Origin of the sequence: Pseudonocardia abyssalis (assembly GCF_019263705.2) — a bacterium.
Taxonomy (GTDB): domain Bacteria; phylum Actinomycetota; class Actinomycetes; order Mycobacteriales; family Pseudonocardiaceae; genus Pseudonocardia; species Pseudonocardia abyssalis.
This window is the reverse complement of the sequence record NZ_JADQDK010000001.1, coordinates 2659341-2676965: the sequence shown is the minus strand read 5'-3', so window position 1 is coordinate 2676965 and position 17625 is coordinate 2659341. Positions and strand designations below refer to the sequence as shown.

Here is a 17625-nt window from a genome sequence, read left to right as displayed (position 1 = left end):
CAGGATTGTCCGTTGACCCAGCAGGCCGTCGGATGGGCGCTGCACGCCCTGGAGCCCGACGAGGAGATGGCGGTGCTGCTGCACCTGCCGCACTGCGCCGCGTGCCGCATCGCCGTGACCGAGTCCGAGGAGGTCCTGTCCGCGCTCGGAGGCGTCGTCCCGGCCGCGGAGCCGCCGCCTGCCCTGCGTGACCGGTTGATGTCGGCGGTCGCGTCCACCGACCAGCGCCCCGTCCTGCAGCCCCGGACCGAACAGGCCCGGACCGAGCAGGCCCGGACCGAGCAGGCCCGGACCGAGCAGGCCCGGACCGAGCAGGCCCGGACCGAGCAGGCACAGCCCGGTCCGGTGCCCGCACCGGCGTTCCCGGCCGACGGTCGGCGCCACCGTCTCGACGAGGAGGGCCGGTCCGGTCGCCGTGAGCGGCCGTCGTGGCTGAGCCGTCGTGGTCGACAGCTCGTGGCGGCCGCGCTGGTCGTCGCCGCCGCGGTGTCCGTCGGCGGCCTCGCGGTGCGCGCGAACCAGCTGGAGCAGCAGCGCGACGCGGAGTCGGCCCAGGCGCAGGGCCTCTCCGAGCTGATCGCCCAGCTCGACCAGCCCGGCACCCGGCACGCTCTGCTCGCCTCCGCCGACGACTCCACCGTCGCGGCGGTCCTGCTGGCGGCCGGCGAGCGCCAGGTCTACACGGTCGGCCTCGCCGCCAATCCCCACGACCACACCTATGTCCTGTGGGGGATCAGTCCCGCCTCGGCGGCACCCGTCCCGCTCGGCACCTTCGACGTCGACCGGGCCGACCAGGGTCTGCGAACGGTAGGCTCCGCGGGCGAGGCGGAGGACTTCACGCAGTACGCGATCTCGATCGAACCCGGTCGCGTCGCACCCGTCTCGCCGACCGAGGTCGTCGCGAGTGGGCAGGTGGAGATCTGAGCAGCACCGAGAAGTCGAAGCCGTCCGGTTTCCGCGCGCGCATCGACGAGAACCCGGCACTCCGCAAGACGTACAAGGTCGGGGTCGGGGTCGTCGGCACGATCGTCCTGGTGCTCGGGATCATCGCGATCCCGTACCCGGGCCCCGGCTGGCTCATCGTCTTCGCCGGCCTCGCGATCCTCGCCAGCGAGTTCGCCTGGGCCAAGCGGGTGCTGCGCTACGCCCGGGGCAAGTACGACGCCTGGACCGACTGGCTCGGCCGCCAGTCCGCCGTCGTGCGGCTGGCGGTGCTCACGGGCACTGGTCTGATCGTCCTGGCCACGCTGTACCTGCTCGGCGCCCTCTACCTGGTGGCGGGCTGGGTCGGGCTCGGTGGCTGGACCTGGCTGCAGAGCCCGTTGTTCTGACGTGTAGAGTTCTGCACGGCTCGGGCGATTAGCTCAGGGGGAGAGCGCTTCGTTCACACCGAAGAGGTCACTGGTTCGATCCCAGTATCGCCCACGCAGGTCAGAGGCCCGGTTCGAGATCTTCGGACCGGGCCTTCGCCGTTGTACAGCTACGAAGTACAGCTACGCCAGCAGGGGAAGTTGCTGGCTGCCGCGTCAATTCTCATCCGCGCGGCGTTCGCCGGGTATCGGCACGCTGTCGGCCAGCGGATGCCCGGCGACGGGCGGTCGGAGGGTCGGCTCCGAGCTCTCCCGGTCGGAGACCTGCTCAAGCAACTTGGGCTGAGGCCGCTACCCACGAGCAGCGCGGACCTCTAGTTCCCGCGCTTTTGCTGAGAACGTCTCTGCAGGTCAGCGGCTTGTCTGCTCCTGTTAACGTCGATCTGGTGTCAACACACCGATCGGTCGACTCTCGTCGCCTTCGGTGACCCGCTCGCCTCGGTGGGGCCCCCGTGCGGGACACTATTGGTACGTGATCGAGCTCGATGGTCACTGTCGCGGTCAGCGCTGACGGAACTGACAGGGAAGAGATGCCGCGCGGGAGTTGGGTCTACACGCCGCCGCCCCCGCCGACGGAGGTCGGCTACGCCCTCGGTCGGCTGCCTGAGCGCACCTATATCAGCAGGTCGTTCCGTCTCGACCTGCGCAACTCACAGGACTACGGCGAGCCGGCTCGCTTCGTGACCAAGGTCTTCGACGAGGCGCCCGAGCCCGAGGACCTCGGCACCGCGGAAGAGATCGAGTGGACGGAGGCCGTCGTGTCGACGACGCCCGGTGGTCGCAAGCAGATCAAGATCCAGATCGCCCGCCAGGCTGGGCAGGTCCGGGAGATCGAGATCCAGAAGGTCCCGACGAACGGTGACGCCGAACGTATGGACAGCCTGCTCAAGCTGGACCGAAAGTCGTCGGCGCGGTTGATCCAGGTGATCCAGAGCCTCCAGTACGTCCCGGTCGAGGGCGACGAGGGCAAGGTTCGTCTCGACGACGACATCATGCGGGAGTTCTTCACCGACCCCGAGAACGTCATCAGCGCCTACCGCCGTTCGCCAGGCGAGTTCCGGCGCGCCATCGTGGACGACCCGAATGCCGATGACGTAGTCGCGATCGCTCACCGCCGGGAGGTCGTTGCCGAGTTCCGAAGTCTCCTGGAGGACGAGGATTACTTCGAGTCGGAGCGCGGGGGCGGAAAGCCGGAGGCGGTCTGGCAGCGCTTCCTGGAGGCGAACCCGTGGATCCTGGGGATCGGGCTGACCGGGCAGCTTCTGACGTCATGGGACAGGGACAAGCTTGAGAAAGTCGTCGCCGGCTTCTCCGTCGGGAGCGCTGGGAAGAGAGTGGACGGCCTGCTGCGGACGACGGGAAGTATCCGTTCGTTGGTCTTTGCGGAGATCAAGCACCACAAGACAGACCTTCTCGCGGGTGGCAGCGGTGACTTTCGTTCTGGCTGCTGGCCCCCGTCGGCTCAGTGCTCCGGCGGCGTAGCGCAAATCCAGCAGACGATCGCCCTTGCGTCGCAGCAGATCGGTGAGGCCCTTCCGGAGCTGGACGACGACGGCGCCGAGACGGGCGAGAGCTCGTACTTCATCCGACCCAGGTCGTTCCTCATCCTCGGTCACCTCGACCAGCTTCGAGGTTCCGGCGGCGGTGTGCACCGCGCAAAGCATCGCTCCTTCGAGCTGTATAGACGGAACCTCTATGAACCCGAGATCATCACGTTCGACGAGTTGCTGGCAAGAGCAGAGTGGAGCGTCGACCTCGCGGAGCAGGAGCAGGACGGCTGACGTCTCCCTGGATCCGGGACGAACGCGTTCTTTACCTCAACGCCCCAGAACCAGCGGACGTCCGCCCAAGCTCTCGTTGGCGACGAGCTTGAAGGGTTCTCGATGCAAATTGGCATGCGGACCGCGCTCCTCGCGGATGATCTTGCTATCTCGAGCCATGAGCATCGACGATATTCCATATGCAACCCGCAAGGTGCCGAGCCTCCGCCGTTGCCGCGCTTATCAAGGCGCGAAGACTACGATCTGTCAGCATTTCTGCTTCGATATTTAACACGACAAGGCGTCGTCCGCAGGCACTCGTGAGACGATCCGATAGTCCGTGTCTGACGATGCTCGCTGTAGGCGCTGCGGACTATCTTATCGGTCGAGGCTGGCGCCGAGTCGCTTCAAGGCCTCCTTCGTCGCCTGTGGCGAGGCCAATGTGTAAATCTCCATGGTCAGCGCGAATTGCGCGTGCCGGAGGATTTGCATGGCCACGCGGGGGTGGACGTCGAGGTCGGCGAGTAGGGTGCCACAGCTGCGGCGCCCATCGTGCACGGTGATCTTGCGGACATCGGCCATTCTGCACCGTGCATCCCAGGAACGGTTGAAGTTGCGCGGCTCTATCGGCGTGCCGAAGCGGGTCGTGAAGATCAGGTCGTTCCCCCGCCACGCAGAGCCAGCCGCATCGCGGGCACCTTGCTGCGCGCCGCAGCGCAGGCGGAGGGCGGCCACGCAGATATCGGGGAGGGGGAGTGCGGCGTCGGATCCCTCTGTCTTCGTCTCGCGGTGCAGGAGCTGTCGGCTGACCCGCTGGAGTTGGAGAGTGATCTTGACGGCGCACCGATCGATGTCGACGGAGGCCCAGGTGAGCCCGAGCACTTCGCCCTTTCGCAATCCGAGCACGAGGATGAGGACGTAGGCCGCGTACAGCGGATCGCTGTCTGCCCGGGCGGACTCGAGGAATCGCCGTGCCTCGTCGCTCGTCCAAGCCTGGCGTCGGTTCGACCGGCTGCGGACCCTGGGCAGCTTGACCGCTGCGGCGACGTTGCGGCTGATGAGCTCCTCGGTCACGGCCTGACCGAGCGCGGACCGGAGACAGCCGCGAATGTCGGAAAGGGTTCGCGGGGAGATCGTCGCCTGACAGCAGCGACTGACGGCGCAGCACCTTTGCCGGTCCGGCGGGCGACGGGCGTCCTTGTCCTGGACGCAGCACTGGCACGCCCGAGCGGTGCCGTTGATCCAGGTCTGGACATCGCGCAACTGCAGTCGGTCGAGCCGCATCGTCCCCAGTCCAGGCTCGATGTAGAGCCGGACGATCGTCTCGTAGGTCTGGTATGTCAACGGCGCGAGGTTGGGACGCACGACCTCGTCGAGCCAGTAGTGCAGGTGCTCGCCGAGCGTGGGAACGCGGTTCGCGACCGGACCGACCTTGGCGCGCTGCTGGAGGACGATCCACTTGTCGTGCACCTGCTCCCGGGTCTTGCCGTAGACCCACTTCTTCTGCCTCATGCCGGCCGGCGTCCGCACCCATGAGTACGCGGCGAATCCGTTGCGATAGGCGAAGATCGATCCCTCGCCGTTGGCGCGGGCCCGTCCAGTCATGCTTCGTGCTCCTGAACTCGTCTCGACACGTACTCGTCCACCCACTCGGGGAGGATCCGTCGGTATCTGCCGTCCTTGAGTGACCGGAGTTCACCGCTGGCGATGAGTGACTTCGTCTTGTACAGGCCGAAGCCGAGCATCTCGGCGACCTGTGCGGTCGTGTACCACTTCGGGGGCAAGGTGGTCTGGATTGTCATTGCCGACTCCTGTGCCGTCGATGTAGCGGCTCAGGTATCGGTCGCTACGCGCTGCCGAGGGTCGGCAGGCGTAGCGGTCCGCATCGTTCCCCCTCCTGGCCAGAGATCCAGCTGCCGATGCATCCATGCGCTATTTGCACATCCATGACGACCATGCTCCTAGCGCAGCGCAGGCTCCGAAACCTTGATGAGGCCGGTGGATAATCATCACGTCATTGGTTTCGCCGTGGATGCCGGTGAAGCACGGCCGATTCCGCACGGGTCTGTTTGCCCGAGCCTCGATGGGTGTGGAGTACGTAAGCTGAGCGAGGAAAAAGCTGGCCCCTGACCTCGTCGTTCGTGACGCTGTTCCCCCGGCGGAGCAAGATATGCGCTAAGTAGACCTTCGGTCTACTCATGCGCTAAGTGGTGCCCGGAACCGGGGGGTTCCGGGACTTCCTGTCCACAGCGAACACGACAGTCCGGATCTGTCCACAGGTCCTCGGTTCTGGCCCACGCGAAGGCCGCCATTTGCTGCAATCGAGGCTTCGAGACGCATCGGAAGGGATGAGGGTTTGTGGCAGAAGTGGGGGAGCGGACTGTGTCGACGCGGCATGCGTCGCAAGGGCGGGTGTCGCTCGATGCCCACGGGTGACGAGATCGATCCGCTCTCGATCACCTGGTTGCGTGATGCGCGGGACCGGCTCTTCCATGCAGTGCCGGCGGATCAGCTCCCGCCGCGGCAGGATCCACCCGGGCCTGTCGCGCTCTGCGGACGGTTGGTGCTGTTGACGTCGCTGCTCGACGATCCGGCCGGCACGGCGTGCAGGCTGTGCCGACGGAGGCTGTCGCTGCAGTGAGATAGCACGTCGGTGCTGTGGGCGACGCCGGGGAACCGCGGGGCACGGCCGCGGTCGCCTCGGCGAGCAGCCTCGGCCCGGTGAGCAGCGGCAATCATTCTCGGCCAGGGCGACGTCGACGTCGCCCGCCGGCCGACGCTCCCCGGCGGCACGAGGTGCGGGTGCGGCTCAGCCCTGCAGAGGCCGATGCGGTTGGCGCGGCCGCGCAGCGTGAGGGTTTGTCGGTCGGTGCTTGGGTCGGGCAGCTCGCGGTGGGGCGCGCGCAGGGCGAGGCGGACCCGGTGCCGGTGACGTGGCAGGAGCTCGTTGCCGAGCTGGTTCGGTTCCGCGCCGATGTCCGCCGGGCCGTGGACGTCATCGAGCAGGTCACGTCAGGCGCACAGAGGACGAGTGCCACGGACCTGGCTGGTGAGCTTCTGGGCCGGGTCGACGCTGCGACGGCCGCAGCCCTCGCAGCCGGCACGGGAGGCCGGCGAGCGGGAGCCCGCGGCGGGCGCCAGGGCCGGTGATCACGAAGGTCGTTCACGGCTGGCGGCCGGCCGGTTTGCTGGCCTACCTGCTGGGCCCGGGCACGTCCGAAGTGCATCGTTCACCTCGGGTCATCGCGAGCTGGGACGGCCTCGACGCGGGCTGGCAGCCGGAACGGACGGGACCCTCCGAGTACGACCTGCAGCTCGGCCCGCTGGTGGATGCGCTGCACGCGCCGGCGATCGCGGCGGGCCTACCGACCCGCGCGCCGCAGAACGGGTCGAAGCGCGGGTACGTGTGGCATTGCTCGGCCCGGGTCGCCGCGTCCGACCGCACCCTGGATGACGGGCAGTGGGCGGACATCGCCCGGGAACTACTCGATGGTGCGGGTATCGCCGAGCGCGGCGATCCGGGTGGACCGCGTTGGGTGGCGATCCGGCACGCGGAGGACCACATCCACATCGCGGCCGTCCTAGTGCGCCAGGACACCGGCCGTCGGTTCTGGCCGCATCACGACTACCCGAAGCTGCGTGCGACCGCGCGGGCCATCGAGCACCGTCTCGGCCTCACCATCACCGCCGTGGCCGACGACACGGCCGCCCGGCGGCCGGGTCGGGGCGAGACGGAGAAGGCGGCGCGGCAGGGTCGCGGTCCGGCGAGACCGGAGCTGCGCCGCGCCGCGCACCAGGCGGCGATCCGGGCGGCCGGGCCGGAGGAGTTCGTCGCGGAGCTGTGGGCGATGGGCTATCGGGCGGAGCTGCGGCGCGGGCCGTCGGGTGACGCTCTGGGCTACCGGATCGGGAGGGCGGGTGACATCACGGCGGCGGGCCAGCAGGTCTTCTACAGCGGCAGCAAGCTCGCCCCCGATCTGTCATTGCCGCAGCTGTGCCGCCGCTGGGCCCAGAACGCGGACCGGTCCGGTCCGGCTGAACGGCCGTCGTCCGCGGAGGCCGAGGACGTCGTCGTCCGCGCCCGTGTGGCCGTCGGCACGCCGGACCCGCAGGAAGGTGTCGACGGCATCGTCCATGCCACCGGCGACGTGCTGACCGCGCTCGCCGCGAACGACCGGGGTCACAAGCAGGGCTGGTCGGACGCCGCAGAACGGTACGAGCGAGCCTCGCGGGCGCCGGGAGGGCGGGTTCCCGACGTCGGCCCCGTGGGGGCGGAACTGAGGTCGCTCGCACGGCGGCTGCTCGCTGCTCGCGGCTTCCGCGGGAAGGACGCGGCCGGTTCGGTGGCCCTGGTAATCGCCGTGGCCGGGCTCCTGCACGAGGTCGCGGCCTGGCAACGCGAACGGGACCGTGCGCATCAGGCAGCCGCGGCCGACGCCGCGGGTGCTCGCCTGCAGGCCCGCCACCTGGCGCGGCGCGATCCCCGCCCCGGCTCGAGAGCGGCGCAGGGGAGCGGGAGGGAACGCGCCGGATTCCCGCGGGAGCCAGGCTCGACGACACAGGTGGTGCCGGAGAGCGAGGCGAGGATGACGCGACGATCAACAGGTCCGCGGCCGTGACGCGCGGCAGTGACCAGGCCGTACTGGCGATCGTGCGGCTTGTCGGAGCCCAGGACACGGCCGTCACCGTGCAGCATCCGGGCACGGACGAGGCGGCCGTGGCGGTGCGGATCGGCCGGACCCTGCTGTATCTGCATCAGGAGACGACGGCGGAGCACTTCCTCAACGTCTGGCTGGAGAGCCATGAAGCGGCCAAGGCGCTGCCGGTCAATGCCGACCGCAGGAGCATCCGGGGTCTGCGGGGGATGCCCGAACCCGGTGTCGTCGTCAACGCCATCGGCCGTCCGGCGTCCAGCGTGACCATCGTCGGAGAGGGGGAGCAGACGAATCGCTCGTACCTGCGGGTGCAGCTCGGTCGTGTCGCGTTCGAGGTACGGGACCATGGTGCCTTCCACAGCTGTACCAACGCGTTCCGCGATGCCTACAACCTTGCTCGGCACGTCTTCGTGCCGCCGGGCTCGGAGCGGGTGCTGCGGGGTGCCGTCGATATCGCGTCGGACGCCTTCTTCCCGGCGCTGGTCAAGCGAGATCTGCGGGCGACGCCGTCGCGGCTGCGGCCCAAGGCATCCGGTGCGGCGGCTCAGCCGCCGGCTCCGGCGTCGGTGTCGCGTCTCCGGCCGCCGACTTCGGGGATGGCGCCATGAGCACCGACTACCCACTGCTCGCGGTTCCCGGTTACGAGCTGTACCAGCTCGCGCACGTCGCCACGTTCATCGCTGACGGGCTGGTCCGGCACCGGCGTGCAGCCGTGGCGCGGGACCGACCGGGTCGGCGACGGGCGGCGCGCGACGTGCACGCAGGGCGGGCGGCCCTCGCCAACGCCACCGGCGATCCATCCGCAGCGGCCGGGCCGTTGCCGCGTCCGCTCGACGCCGACACCTATCGCGCTGCGCGTGGGTTGCTGGCCGGGCAGATGGAGCGTGAGGCGATGGTCGTGGCGCTGTCCAGCCTCGGCCGCGACAGCTGGGCGGTCGTCGGGTTCGTTCCCGGGCTCGGCCCCGTCGGCGCCGAGCTGCCGAACCACGACCTGGCCGGAGCGTTACGGGAGCACATCCTCACTCGGCCTGCGCGGGAGCTCGACGGGTGGAGCGTGACCGATCGGCCGCTGCGACTGGGCCAGGACCGGTGGGGCACCGCAGATGAGGCCGCTGCCGTAGCCGACCTCGATCCACGCCGCGCGCAGCACCAGGCGGTCGCGCGGAATCTGCGGGGTGTAGCGAGCGTGGTCGACGGGGCGATCACCGAGAGGTTCGCCGGCGTCGATCTCGATGCAGCGTCCGCATCCCCGGCACGAACGCCCCAACGGGCCGCGTCCTCGCCGACCCCCGGCGGGGAGGCGACGCGGCAGCCGTTCCGAGCCGCATCCCGCGCACTGGCAGTTGAAGCCGACGACGACGCCCTTGAACTCCTCAACCAGCAGAACGAAGCGTCCGGCGCCCGCGCAGCACTCGGCGACGTGCCCGGCCGGTCCCCGCGCCCCGCCCAACCATCGAGCCACCGACCTGTGCCCGGTCGCGGCGCGATCAGGCCGTGATCAGCACCGCCATCAGAGTTCCGGTGACCATCGCGGGGCCGTACGGCACGATCGCGGCCCGACCTGAACGGACCGCGAGCAGGCCCGCGGTCGCCAGGATGAGCAATGCCCAGGCGAGCAGGCCGAGGTACACGGTGAACCAGCCGCTCCAGGCCAGGCACGCGGTCAGGCTCGGTGCGAGCTTGACGTCGCCCCAGCCCACCGCCTGGTCGCTCAGCCCCTTCCCGATGATCGCGAGGACGAGACCGGTGAGAAAGCCGTACATCGCGCGTGTGCCGTCGGCGTGCCCGCCGACGACAGCCAGCGTGATCGCCACGGTGACGACGGCCGCGAGGCAGCCGGTGAGAACGTCGGGGAGCCTGCGCTCACGGGCGTCGACGAGCGCCGCAGCACCGGCCAGGATCAGTAGGGGGAGCAGCCCGACCGCGTGGGCGGTGTCGAGCCGTGCGCCCGCTGCGGCACCGACGCCTCCGAGCGTCGCGGCCAGCGCGAGGCGAACCGGCGTCGTGGTCACGGCTTTGCGATGCGCCGTCGCCGCTGCGAGGCGCACCAGCAGGGGCGTGAGCGCGGCCGCGCCGACGGCGCAGCTTGCCGTCACGAGGATCGCCGCCACCGGGTCCTCAGCTGGTCGGGACGCGGAGGCCGTGCGGGAACAGCGCGTCGAACACGGCGAAGCTCTCGGGTGGAAGGTCTTCGCCGACCTCGAACCCCCGCTCGGCGAGGAGTAGCTCGGCGTGTTCGCGCATCTCGGCGAGATCGCCCGCTGCGTGGGCGATGCGCATCAGGTCGGTGAACGGGCGGTCGAAGGTGCGGTCCGGGTCGACTCGTTGGGCCGTCTCGGCCGCGAACCGGGCGAGCTCGATGTCGTCGTCGTCGAGTGCGAGGTCGACCAGCTCGTGGGCGGTGTCGATGATGAAGCCGGGGATGAGGTGCTCGTGGCGCTGGTCGGGGTTGTGCAACCAGCCATATCCCCGCTGCCGCAGCGGGTGCAGGACCGGGCCGCGGACGAGCCTCAGAGCGTTCTCGTAGTCGTGTGTCGCGTCGGCTCGTCGACCGGCGGCAACGCGGGCCTGCGCGCGTTTGCGCAGGCGCCGGAACAGGTCCCAGTCCATGACGTGCCCCGTGATCCGGTATCGGTCACCGCCGGCGGGTGAGATGCTCGGGATGTGATCGACGGGCGGGTCGACGCTGCGGTTCTTGCCGGCCCACTGCCGCGCCTCCGCGACGGCCCGCCGGATGGTCGGGGGCCGCACGGTGCTGCCTTCCGGCCAGAGATCGGTTGTGATCTTGTCCCGGTCGACGCCCGTCGGGTGCAGTGCCAGGTAGACCACGACCTCGACATACCAGCTGTGCCGTTTCTCGGGCAGGGGACCGGCAGCGGCGAAGGCCGGTTCGCCGAGGATCGAGACGAGCGGGCGCGCTGACGGTCCCTGGGCGCGCCACAGCGCGACGTCGTCGTCCAGCTCCGGGTCCTGCTTCTCCACCAGGAGTAGTCGGCGGTGGGCAGCTGGGTCAGGCTGTTGATCAGCAACATCCGTAAGGAGCGGTTGGCGAGCCGGGGATTCATCCGAATCGTCGATCTCGATCACGAGCGAACCGGCCTCTGGGGAATCCGTGTCAGGCTGCAGGGACCCGTCGCTGCGCATGTCGTCCGCCCAGGGCTGAGGCTGGGGCGCGGACGGTACTGGCACGTCGTGCTCCAGCGCGGTGCCGATGACCGAGAGCAGCCCGAGGGCGATGTCGGCGGGCATCCGCTCGGCGCGCAACGTTCCCGTGTCCAGCCGCGGTATCTGCACCGTGCCGTCGGAGTCGATGTGCACCTGTTCCCCGGGAAGCGTTGTCGATGCTCCGGCGGTGATGACGGCGGCCGAGGTTCGTTCACCGGTTGCGAGCTCCCGGCACAGCTCGGCGAGCGTCTGCAGTTGCGTCTCGTCGGGCTCGGCCACAACCAGGACACTGACGACCCAGGAGTCGCTGAGCTGGTCCTGGACCCGCATGTCCACCACGGAGCCGCCGTCAACCCTCGCCAGGTGCTCCTGCGTCGCCGACATCGCCGCTCGCAGACGACCGGCCGCGGTCCGGACGTCCTGCACCTGCTCGACCCGGTTCGGGGGGAGGTCTGTCAGGCCGGCCTCCAGTCCGACGACCATGACCGAGGTGTCATCGGCCCAACGGCACGTGCCGAGCTCGACCGCCATGTTCCTGACCAGGTCGATCGTCCTGGTCCGATCGCCGACGAGGTGGAGCGCACCTGCTCGCTCGGCGTCGACCAGCAGGGTCGCGCCGTCCTCACCGGTGCCGAGGGAGACGAGAGCGGGGAACGGGTTCGCGACACCGACGGCCTCCTGCTCCGTGATCGGCAAGGCCGCCTCCGCATCGACGTGCCACACCGATCCGCCGTCCTCCGCGACGAACGGCGGGACCGCGTCCCGTGGCTCGGTGAGCACGAGATCGATACCCGTCGGTGCGAGCCAGACGGCCTCCAACGACGGCAACCCGTGCCGCAGGCCGGGCGTGACGGTGAGGGATCTCAGCACGGTGTCCAGGAACCGCGTCCCGGCGGTCTGCGCAGCGGTGACGGTGGCGAACTCGAGCCGGGAGTGGTCCAGATCCGGCAGGGCGATCTGGCGGCCGGCGCGGCGCCAGCGCGTCTGACGGCGCCGGTACGCGACGATTCCGGTGACGATCCCGCTGGCCGCCAGCCCGGAGACGACGAGCGCTGCTGGAACTGCGAACGACGTCTGTGCGGTGTCGGTGCCGCCAGTCGGGTCACTCGGCGGGGTCGGTGCCGATGTCTCGGGCAGCGGGATCGACGTCAGCGGATCCCCGGTCGGGACCGGGCGCTCGGGTGTCGGTGTCGAGGTGGTGAGCGGTGGCGGATCGGGACCGGTGCCGTCGACAGGCGGCGGGATGTCGTCCATCCGTTGCTCGACGGGTCCGTCGATGGTGGGGACGGAGAGGAGCCAGCCGGGTCGGATCACGTCGGGGTCGTCCAGATAACCGCCGTCCGGCTGCCGGACACCGACGTTGACCTCGTAGAGGTCCGGGTATCGCGCCGGGTCGCCGAGGTGCTGGTCCGCGAGACCGGTGAGGCTGTCCCCGACCTCGACGCGCACCCGTAAGTCGGAAGGGTCCGGCTCGGCCGGCAGCCGCAGCTCCCACCCGACATGCAGGACCGATCCGTCGATCAGCCGGCCGCCGTCAGCCTGGAGACGTCCGTCGTTGAGATCGAAGATCTCCCGCCACCGCAGCGGATCGCCCAGGACGCGGGCCGCGATGTCCCACAACGTGTCACGAGCCTGCACGACGTGAACGGGTCCCGCCGGTGACTCCGCTGACGCAGCGGCAGTAGGAAGGAAGGATGCGCTCACCGTGACGGGAGGCGTGGTGGATGCGGTTGCCGGCGTGGCGGCCATGGTGAGGACCCAGCCGATGAGTAGCGCGGCGAGCGTGCGGGTCGTCCGGAACCCGAACCGATCGGGACGCTGCATCGGCAGCGAGCGAACCTGGGCCGCGGTCTCGACCAGTATCGAGTAGGCGAGCTGCAGCCAGACGATCCAGCCGACGAGCACGAGCAGCCCGAGCAGCAGGCTGCCGTCATCGGGTCGGGTGAGTGCCACGACGACGTCGTCCACGGTCGGCAGTCGGTCGGGGAGGAACGGCGACCCGAGCGACCACAGAGCGGCCGGGACTCCCGCGACCAGCCCGGCCAGGGTGACGAGCGCGATCAGCCCGCGCACCAGCCGCAACACGATCATCACCCACCAGCCGGCCCGGGCTGCGACGGCACGACATCGGCCTCGGCCGAGCCCGTGGCCGAGATCTCGTCCACACCCACCAGCCCGAGAAGCACAGTGGGTTGCCGGAGGACGACCTCCACCCGGATCCGGTCCGGGGCCACCAGGAACACCTCGCCGGTCACGCCAGCGGCCTCCAGGTACTCCTGGGCCGCTGCGCGTGCGTTGTTCGGGTCCAGCGCCGCCTCGCCGCGCTGGACCGCGGCCAGGTCGACGACCTGACCGCCCGCGCGTGCGGCTTCCTCGGCCGTGGCGTCAGCAGTGGCGATCTGCTGGGCCTTGCGGGCTCCGTCGATCGCCAGTCCGCTGACCGCGATCAGCGCCAGCATCGCGATGGCCATCGGTGCGCTGACCGATCCGCCGCCGCGGTCCCGTTCGTCCTCGGTCCGGGTCATCGCTGTCGTTCCCGGAATTGGTCTATCGGGCTGGTGAACGATGCTTCAAGATCGTGAAATCCAGGCGCGCCCGGCACGGCGAGGTCTGACCACCGCACCTGGCACGCGACGTCGGCTCGTACGACGCCCGGCTCGCCGAGTGGTCGGCCGAACTGGCTGGTGTCGATCGTGACGGCGAGCTGCGCCAACGTCAGGCCCTGGGATGCCACAGCGGATTCGGCCGCCATCTGGCCCTGCACCTGCGCCTGGGCCGCGTCGCGCTCGATGGAGGCGATCCGCGCGGCCGCGCGGGCAGCCTGGTCACAGGCCGACTCGGCAGCCACCAGACGTCCGACGGCGACGACGAAACCAATGAGCAGACCCATCAAGGTGGCCAGCAACGCGGCCTCGACCGATGGCCCGCCTCCGCGTTCCCCTCGCGCGTCAACGGGCGCGATCATGGCGTGACCTGCTCGATCGCGCCCGTCGCCTGCTTGGCGACGTGCAGCTCCAGGCCGGGAACGACCGCGAGCACGGTCCCGCTGACGGTCACCTGCAGCGTTGCGCCGTCGTCGCTGAGCACGGCCTCCACCGTCGGTGCGCCAAGGGTGGTTCCCGCGGTGCGGGCGATGAAGTCCTGGGCGCTGCGGCGGGCCTGCTCCGCGGATCCCACGCCGTAGTAGCGGCCCGACCGCAGCCCGTCCTCGGCCGCGGTCAGTGCGAGCTGGCCGGCGAGGTACAGCAGCGCGGTCTGGACGACGGCCAGGATGAACGTGATCATGGCGATCCACAGGATCGCCATCTGCACGCTGGTCGCTCCGCCCCGTTCGCCGGTGTCTGTCGGCGTCGTCATGGCGACTCCGCATCATTCGCCGAGGGCGCCGAGCTTCTGAGCGATGAACGCCCCGACGCCGGCGGCGATCGCGCCCGCCACGATGGCGCCGCCGGAGATGTGGAAGCCCTCGTCGGTGTTGCGTCCTCCGCCGCGCTCGTCGACCGGGCCCAGTCGGGCGCCCAGGCGTCCGATCACATCCATCACCAGCAGGGTCAGGGTCAAACGGATCTTCTCCATCGGTTCCTCCTCCAATTCGATGTCGTCACGAGCTCAGCAACGTGGCCGCAGCCGGGAACAGCACCCACGCCGCGATCAGGAAGACCTGGATCGCGCCGGGTGTGCTCATCTGGCCGGTCGCCCGGTTCGCGGCCGTGTGGGCGTCGGCGATGAGCTCGTCGTTGAGGCTCTCGGCCCGGGCGAGCAAGGTGTCGATCACGGCGCCGCCGTCGTGTCCCGCCGTCTCCGCGATCGTGGAAAGGTCTTCGAGCTCGCTGACGTCGATCTGGGTACCGAATCGACGCAGGCCCTCCCACGGCATCAGGCCGGCGCGTTCGGCCAGCTCGAGTTCGCGACCGATACGACGCATCGGCTCGCTGTCGTCGAGCAGTTGGGGTGGGAGGCCGAGCGCGGTGGCGATGCCCGCCCCGCCGCGGCGCAGCAGGCTCACCTGCTGGAGGTAGGCGACGAGGACGTAGCGCAGCTCCTCCCGGATGTCGTCGGCCCGATCTCGGGTGCGGCGCCCGTAGCTCGTCCAACCGACGGCGCCGCCGACCACGCAGAACCCGGTCGGCACGACGACGGGAAGGCTCGCATCCAGCACCAGCAGAACAACGGCGAGCGCCGGTCCGATCCCTGCGTACGCCAGCGCGGTCCCGAGCCGTCCGATCAGGTGGCGGTCCCGGTCGAGCTGGAGGACCTCCAGATCACGTTCGCCGACCGACCCGGGCAGGCGCCGTGCAACGTCGACGAGAACGCGGAACACCGCCGCGCGCGTCCCGGGTGCTCCGCTTGCTTCGGTGGCCTGCCCGGGATGGCGTTCATCGAGCATCGCCAACGCGTCCGAGAGGACCGGATGCCATCTCGTCAGCCCGGCCAGGATGACCGCCAAACCTGCGCCGACGAGGGCGCCAGCACCGATAGTGGCCAGGAGCAGCGCGTTCATCGGCTCGCCCCGAACCACCTGGGAGCCGAAGATCCCACTGCTAGCCTGCGCATCCAGATCAGCAGCGCGAAGGTGCCGGCCAGCAGGGTGGCCATGATGAGCTGCCCGAGCGGGCTCCCGTACGGAGCAGCGAAACCGGGAACCAGGGCCAGCATCGCGAGCACCCCGCCCTGGATGAGGAGCAGCATCCGGATGGACTGGCGCGCTTCGGCGCGCTCCGCCTCGATGTCGCGACGGGCGCGCACGTCCCGGGACACGCCGTCGGCGAGTTGGCGCAGGACGCGGGCCACACCGCTGCTCTGCTGGTGCAGCGCCAGTCCGAGCGCGGCCGCAACCGAATCACCGACCGGGTCGTCGATGCCGTCGGCGAACTCCCGGACCGCGTCCAGCGGAGTGCCGTGCCCGGATCGGAGCCGTTCGGCCAGCTGCTGCACCGGGCCCGCTATCTGCATCGGGGCGTGATCGGAGGTGAGGGTGATCGCTTGCGCGAGGCCGATCGCTCCGCCGCCTGTCAGCGTGTCGGCCATTCGGCGACACCACGTGGACAGCGCATCGATCTTGCTGATCTGGTCCTGCGCCGCGCGCGCCGAACCGAGCAACCACGGCGACCAGGCCCCGATGCCGGCCAATGCGGCCCCGGCGGCCGGCCAGCCAGTGATCATCCACACCAGCAGGCCCGCGACGATCCACCCGGCGATCCGCCAGCGGTGTCGCCTCCGCTCCGTTCCCGGGATGTGTGTTGCCCGCAGCAGTGTCCACAGCGGGTTCGGCCGTCGGCGCACTCGCGACCCGGCTGCGGGACGGTCGGGGCCCGGGCCGGCGACCATGACTATCAAGCCGGCCACGACAAGCGCTCCGGATGCCGCCACCAGCCAGGTCACCGGATTCAGTTCCATGGCGTCCTCCTCACGTGAACAGGCGACGTCCCGCGGTGTTCGCCGGTGAGAAACCCGATGTCGATGCCGGCTTCGTGGAAGGGCCACCGAATCTGCGGGGCCATCCGGAAGACCGCGCGCGGGTCGCCGGACTCCGGGTCTTCGGCGAAGATGCGGTTCATGGCGACCTTGCCGTTCTCGTTCACGTCGGTGACCTCGGCGATCTCGGCGACGAACCGGCGGCGTCCCTCGGATCCGGGATGCGCGGTGTGGCGCATGTGCACGACGTAGTCGATGCCCTGCGCCGCGAGGCGGGTCACGAAGGTGTCCGACCAGCCCTGGCCGGCCGCCTTGAGCGCGGCGGTGACAAGACGTTCGATGGCGTCGGCCGCGGACCCGGCATGCAGCGTGCACATCGACCCGGGCATCCCGGCGTTCATCGCCTCCAGCATCGGCAGCGCCTCGGCGCCACGGACCTCTCCAACGATGACCCGGGTGACGGACATGCGAAGGGTCTGGTGCAGGAGTTCGGACAGCGTGATCTCCCCGGCCCGTTGCCCGGTCGCGGCGTCGATCTCGGTGGATCCGGGACGGGTCTCCAACGCCACCAGCAACGGTGATGCGCCGGGCAGCCGGTGCAGGGCCAGTTCGTACTCGGTCTCCAGCGTGGCGATGCGTTCCCCGGCCGGGATCTCCTTGGCGAGCGCGCGCACCAGGGTGGTCTTGCCGCAGGCGGGTGCTCCGGTCACGAGCAGGCTGCACCGGGCTCCAACGAGCGCGGCCAGGAACCGTGCGGCGTGCTCGGTGAGCGTGCCGAGCCGGACCATGTCGGCAAGACCGACGTCGAGCAGGCGGTGACGGCGGATCGTCACGACCGGGTGCGGCACGACGTCGCGCATCGCTGCGAGTCGCGACCCGTCGGGCAGCTGCAGGTTCAGGCACGGCTGCGCCGGGGAGAACGCTCGTTCCGACGCGCCGTGGTGTGCCGCGATGAACTGCAACTGCTGGATGAGATCGTCGTTGGAATCCGCAATCGGTTCTGCGGCACGTCGCAGCGATCCGTCCGCCATGCGCAGCATCGGCCGGTCGGCGCCGACGATGTGGATGTCCTCGACGTCGTGGAGGTCGAGGAGCTGTTGCAGCCGCCCGAGGCCCCAGACGGTGTTCTCCACCGCGCGCAGGACGGCGACCTCGGTGAATCGGTCGAGCTGCGGCTCCCCGTCGGTCATCCGTCGCCGCGACTCGACCGCCAGCTCGTCCTCGACCCAGGACCGCAGAAGCTCGCGCTGATCAGTGGCC

18 protein-coding genes and 1 tRNA gene are annotated in these 17625 nt (G+C 70.0%); 8 read left to right on the top strand and 11 right to left on the bottom strand.

Features of this window, described 5'->3' with window-relative positions; translation table 11 throughout:
* Nucleotides 1-12 precede the first annotated feature (12 nt).
* The 4 genes from I4I81_RS12855 to I4I81_RS12840 all read left to right on the top strand — a co-directional run bounded on the left by I4I81_RS12855 (nt 13) and on the right by I4I81_RS12840 (nt 3151).
* On the top strand, nt 13-924 hold the full coding sequence (locus I4I81_RS12855; RefSeq protein WP_218600896.1) for an anti-sigma factor: 912 nt from the start codon (nt 13-15) through the stop codon (nt 922-924).
* Nucleotides 921-1331, top strand: coding sequence for a TIGR02611 family protein (locus I4I81_RS12850; RefSeq protein ID WP_218600906.1), 411 nt, complete (start codon nt 921-923; stop codon nt 1329-1331). Before I4I81_RS12855 ends, I4I81_RS12850 begins: the two co-directional genes overlap by 4 nt.
* Nucleotides 1332-1353: 22 nt before the next feature.
* Nucleotides 1354-1425, top strand: a tRNA-Val gene (locus I4I81_RS12845).
* Between the two features lie 430 nt (nt 1426-1855).
* Nucleotides 1856-3151 (top strand): Shedu immune nuclease family protein, encoded by a 1296-nt coding sequence (locus I4I81_RS12840; RefSeq protein ID WP_218600897.1) that lies wholly within the window; start codon nt 1856-1858, stop codon nt 3149-3151.
* Between the two features lie 357 nt (nt 3152-3508).
* Here I4I81_RS12840 and I4I81_RS12835 read toward each other — a convergent pair whose 3' ends face one another.
* Entirely contained in the window at nt 3509-4735 is a 1227-nt protein-coding gene (locus I4I81_RS12835; RefSeq protein WP_218600898.1) for a tyrosine-type recombinase/integrase, read from the bottom strand.
* Nucleotides 4732-4932: a helix-turn-helix domain-containing protein gene (locus tag I4I81_RS12830; protein ID WP_218595194.1), complete on the bottom strand. Its 201-nt coding sequence runs from the start codon at nt 4930-4932 to the stop codon at nt 4732-4734. Before I4I81_RS12830 ends, I4I81_RS12835 begins: the two co-directional genes overlap by 4 nt.
* Nucleotides 4933-5552: 620 nt before the next feature.
* Between I4I81_RS12830 and I4I81_RS12825 the strand changes: the two genes are divergently transcribed.
* The 4 genes from I4I81_RS12825 (at nt 5553) to I4I81_RS12810 (ending at nt 9283) form a co-directional block, all read left to right on the top strand.
* The gene (locus tag I4I81_RS12825; protein ID WP_218600899.1) at nt 5553-5771 is read left to right on the top strand and encodes a hypothetical protein; all 219 of its coding nucleotides are present in this window, start codon (nt 5553-5555) and stop codon (nt 5769-5771) included.
* A 580-nt stretch (nt 5772-6351) separates the two neighbouring features.
* A complete protein-coding gene (locus I4I81_RS12820; RefSeq protein WP_218616053.1) occupies nt 6352-7749 on the top strand; it encodes a relaxase/mobilization nuclease domain-containing protein in 1398 nt (465 codons plus the stop codon).
* Nucleotides 7746-8393, top strand: coding sequence for a hypothetical protein (locus I4I81_RS12815; RefSeq protein ID WP_218588784.1), 648 nt, complete (start codon nt 7746-7748; stop codon nt 8391-8393). The genes I4I81_RS12820 and I4I81_RS12815 overlap by 4 nt, the downstream gene beginning before the upstream one ends.
* The gene (locus I4I81_RS12810; RefSeq protein WP_218616052.1) at nt 8390-9283 is read left to right on the top strand and encodes a hypothetical protein; all 894 of its coding nucleotides are present in this window, start codon (nt 8390-8392) and stop codon (nt 9281-9283) included. Before I4I81_RS12815 ends, I4I81_RS12810 begins: the two co-directional genes overlap by 4 nt.
* Here I4I81_RS12810 and I4I81_RS12805 read toward each other — a convergent pair.
* From I4I81_RS12805 to I4I81_RS12765, 9 genes are read right to left on the bottom strand one after another with little or no spacing between them, the layout of a single operon-like run.
* Nucleotides 9273-9896 carry a prepilin peptidase gene (locus I4I81_RS12805; RefSeq protein ID WP_226363909.1) on the bottom strand — a complete coding sequence of 208 codons (624 nt, stop codon included), beginning with the start codon at nt 9894-9896 and terminating at the stop codon, nt 9273-9275. The genes I4I81_RS12810 and I4I81_RS12805 overlap by 11 nt on opposite strands.
* 7 nt (nt 9897-9903) lie before the next feature.
* Nucleotides 9904-13044: a LysM peptidoglycan-binding domain-containing protein gene (locus I4I81_RS12800; RefSeq protein WP_443690195.1), complete on the bottom strand. Its 3141-nt coding sequence runs from the start codon at nt 13042-13044 to the stop codon at nt 9904-9906.
* Nucleotides 13041-13475 (bottom strand): TadG family pilus assembly protein, encoded by a 435-nt coding sequence (locus tag I4I81_RS12795; RefSeq protein ID WP_185716954.1) that lies wholly within the window; start codon nt 13473-13475, stop codon nt 13041-13043. Before I4I81_RS12795 ends, I4I81_RS12800 begins: the two co-directional genes overlap by 4 nt.
* On the bottom strand, nt 13472-13915 hold the full coding sequence (locus I4I81_RS12790) for a TadE/TadG family type IV pilus assembly protein (protein WP_218603223.1): 444 nt from the start codon (nt 13913-13915) through the stop codon (nt 13472-13474). The genes I4I81_RS12795 and I4I81_RS12790 overlap by 4 nt, the downstream gene beginning before the upstream one ends.
* Entirely contained in the window at nt 13912-14307 is a 396-nt protein-coding gene (locus tag I4I81_RS12785; RefSeq protein ID WP_218603222.1) for a TadE/TadG family type IV pilus assembly protein, read from the bottom strand. The genes I4I81_RS12790 and I4I81_RS12785 overlap by 4 nt, the downstream gene beginning before the upstream one ends.
* 12 nt (nt 14308-14319) lie before the next feature.
* Complete coding sequence (locus I4I81_RS12780) at nt 14320-14526, bottom strand: hypothetical protein (RefSeq protein WP_218603221.1); 207 nt, start codon at nt 14524-14526, stop codon at nt 14320-14322.
* Between the two features lie 25 nt (nt 14527-14551).
* Nucleotides 14552-15451 carry a hypothetical protein gene (locus tag I4I81_RS12775; protein WP_218603220.1) on the bottom strand — a complete coding sequence of 300 codons (900 nt, stop codon included), beginning with the start codon at nt 15449-15451 and terminating at the stop codon, nt 14552-14554.
* On the bottom strand, nt 15448-16347 hold the full coding sequence (locus I4I81_RS12770) for a type II secretion system F family protein (RefSeq protein WP_218603219.1): 900 nt from the start codon (nt 16345-16347) through the stop codon (nt 15448-15450). The genes I4I81_RS12775 and I4I81_RS12770 overlap by 4 nt, the downstream gene beginning before the upstream one ends.
* A complete protein-coding gene (locus I4I81_RS12765; RefSeq protein ID WP_225925474.1) occupies nt 16338-17555 on the bottom strand; it encodes a TadA family conjugal transfer-associated ATPase in 1218 nt (405 codons plus the stop codon). Before I4I81_RS12765 ends, I4I81_RS12770 begins: the two co-directional genes overlap by 10 nt.
* Between the last annotated feature and the right edge of the window lie 70 nt (nt 17556-17625).

Coding starts and splice junctions, on each gene's coding strand:
- I4I81_RS12795 (WP_185716954.1), bottom strand. CDS start 13,475: ATGACCCGGACCGAGGACGAACGGGACCGCGGCGGCGGATCGGTCAGC.
- I4I81_RS12825 (WP_218600899.1), top strand. CDS start 5,553: ATGCCCACGGGTGACGAGATCGATCCGCTCTCGATCACCTGGTTGCGT.
- I4I81_RS12780 (WP_218603221.1), bottom strand. CDS start 14,526: ATGGAGAAGATCCGTTTGACCCTGACCCTGCTGGTGATGGATGTGATC.
- I4I81_RS12835 (WP_218600898.1), bottom strand. CDS start 4,735: ATGACTGGACGGGCCCGCGCCAACGGCGAGGGATCGATCTTCGCCTAT.
- I4I81_RS12830 (WP_218595194.1), bottom strand. CDS start 4,932: ATGACAATCCAGACCACCTTGCCCCCGAAGTGGTACACGACCGCACAG.
- I4I81_RS12840 (WP_218600897.1), top strand. CDS start 1,856: ATGGTCACTGTCGCGGTCAGCGCTGACGGAACTGACAGGGAAGAGATG.
- I4I81_RS12775 (WP_218603220.1), bottom strand. CDS start 15,451: ATGAACGCGCTGCTCCTGGCCACTATCGGTGCTGGCGCCCTCGTCGGC.
- I4I81_RS12810 (WP_218616052.1), top strand. CDS start 8,390: ATGAGCACCGACTACCCACTGCTCGCGGTTCCCGGTTACGAGCTGTAC.
- I4I81_RS12770 (WP_218603219.1), bottom strand. CDS start 16,347: ATGGAACTGAATCCGGTGACCTGGCTGGTGGCGGCATCCGGAGCGCTT.
- I4I81_RS12790 (WP_218603223.1), bottom strand. CDS start 13,915: ATGATCGCGCCCGTTGACGCGCGAGGGGAACGCGGAGGCGGGCCATCG.
- I4I81_RS12785 (WP_218603222.1), bottom strand. CDS start 14,307: ATGACGACGCCGACAGACACCGGCGAACGGGGCGGAGCGACCAGCGTG.
- I4I81_RS12765 (WP_225925474.1), bottom strand. CDS start 17,555: ATGACCGACGGGGAGCCGCAGCTCGACCGATTCACCGAGGTCGCCGTC.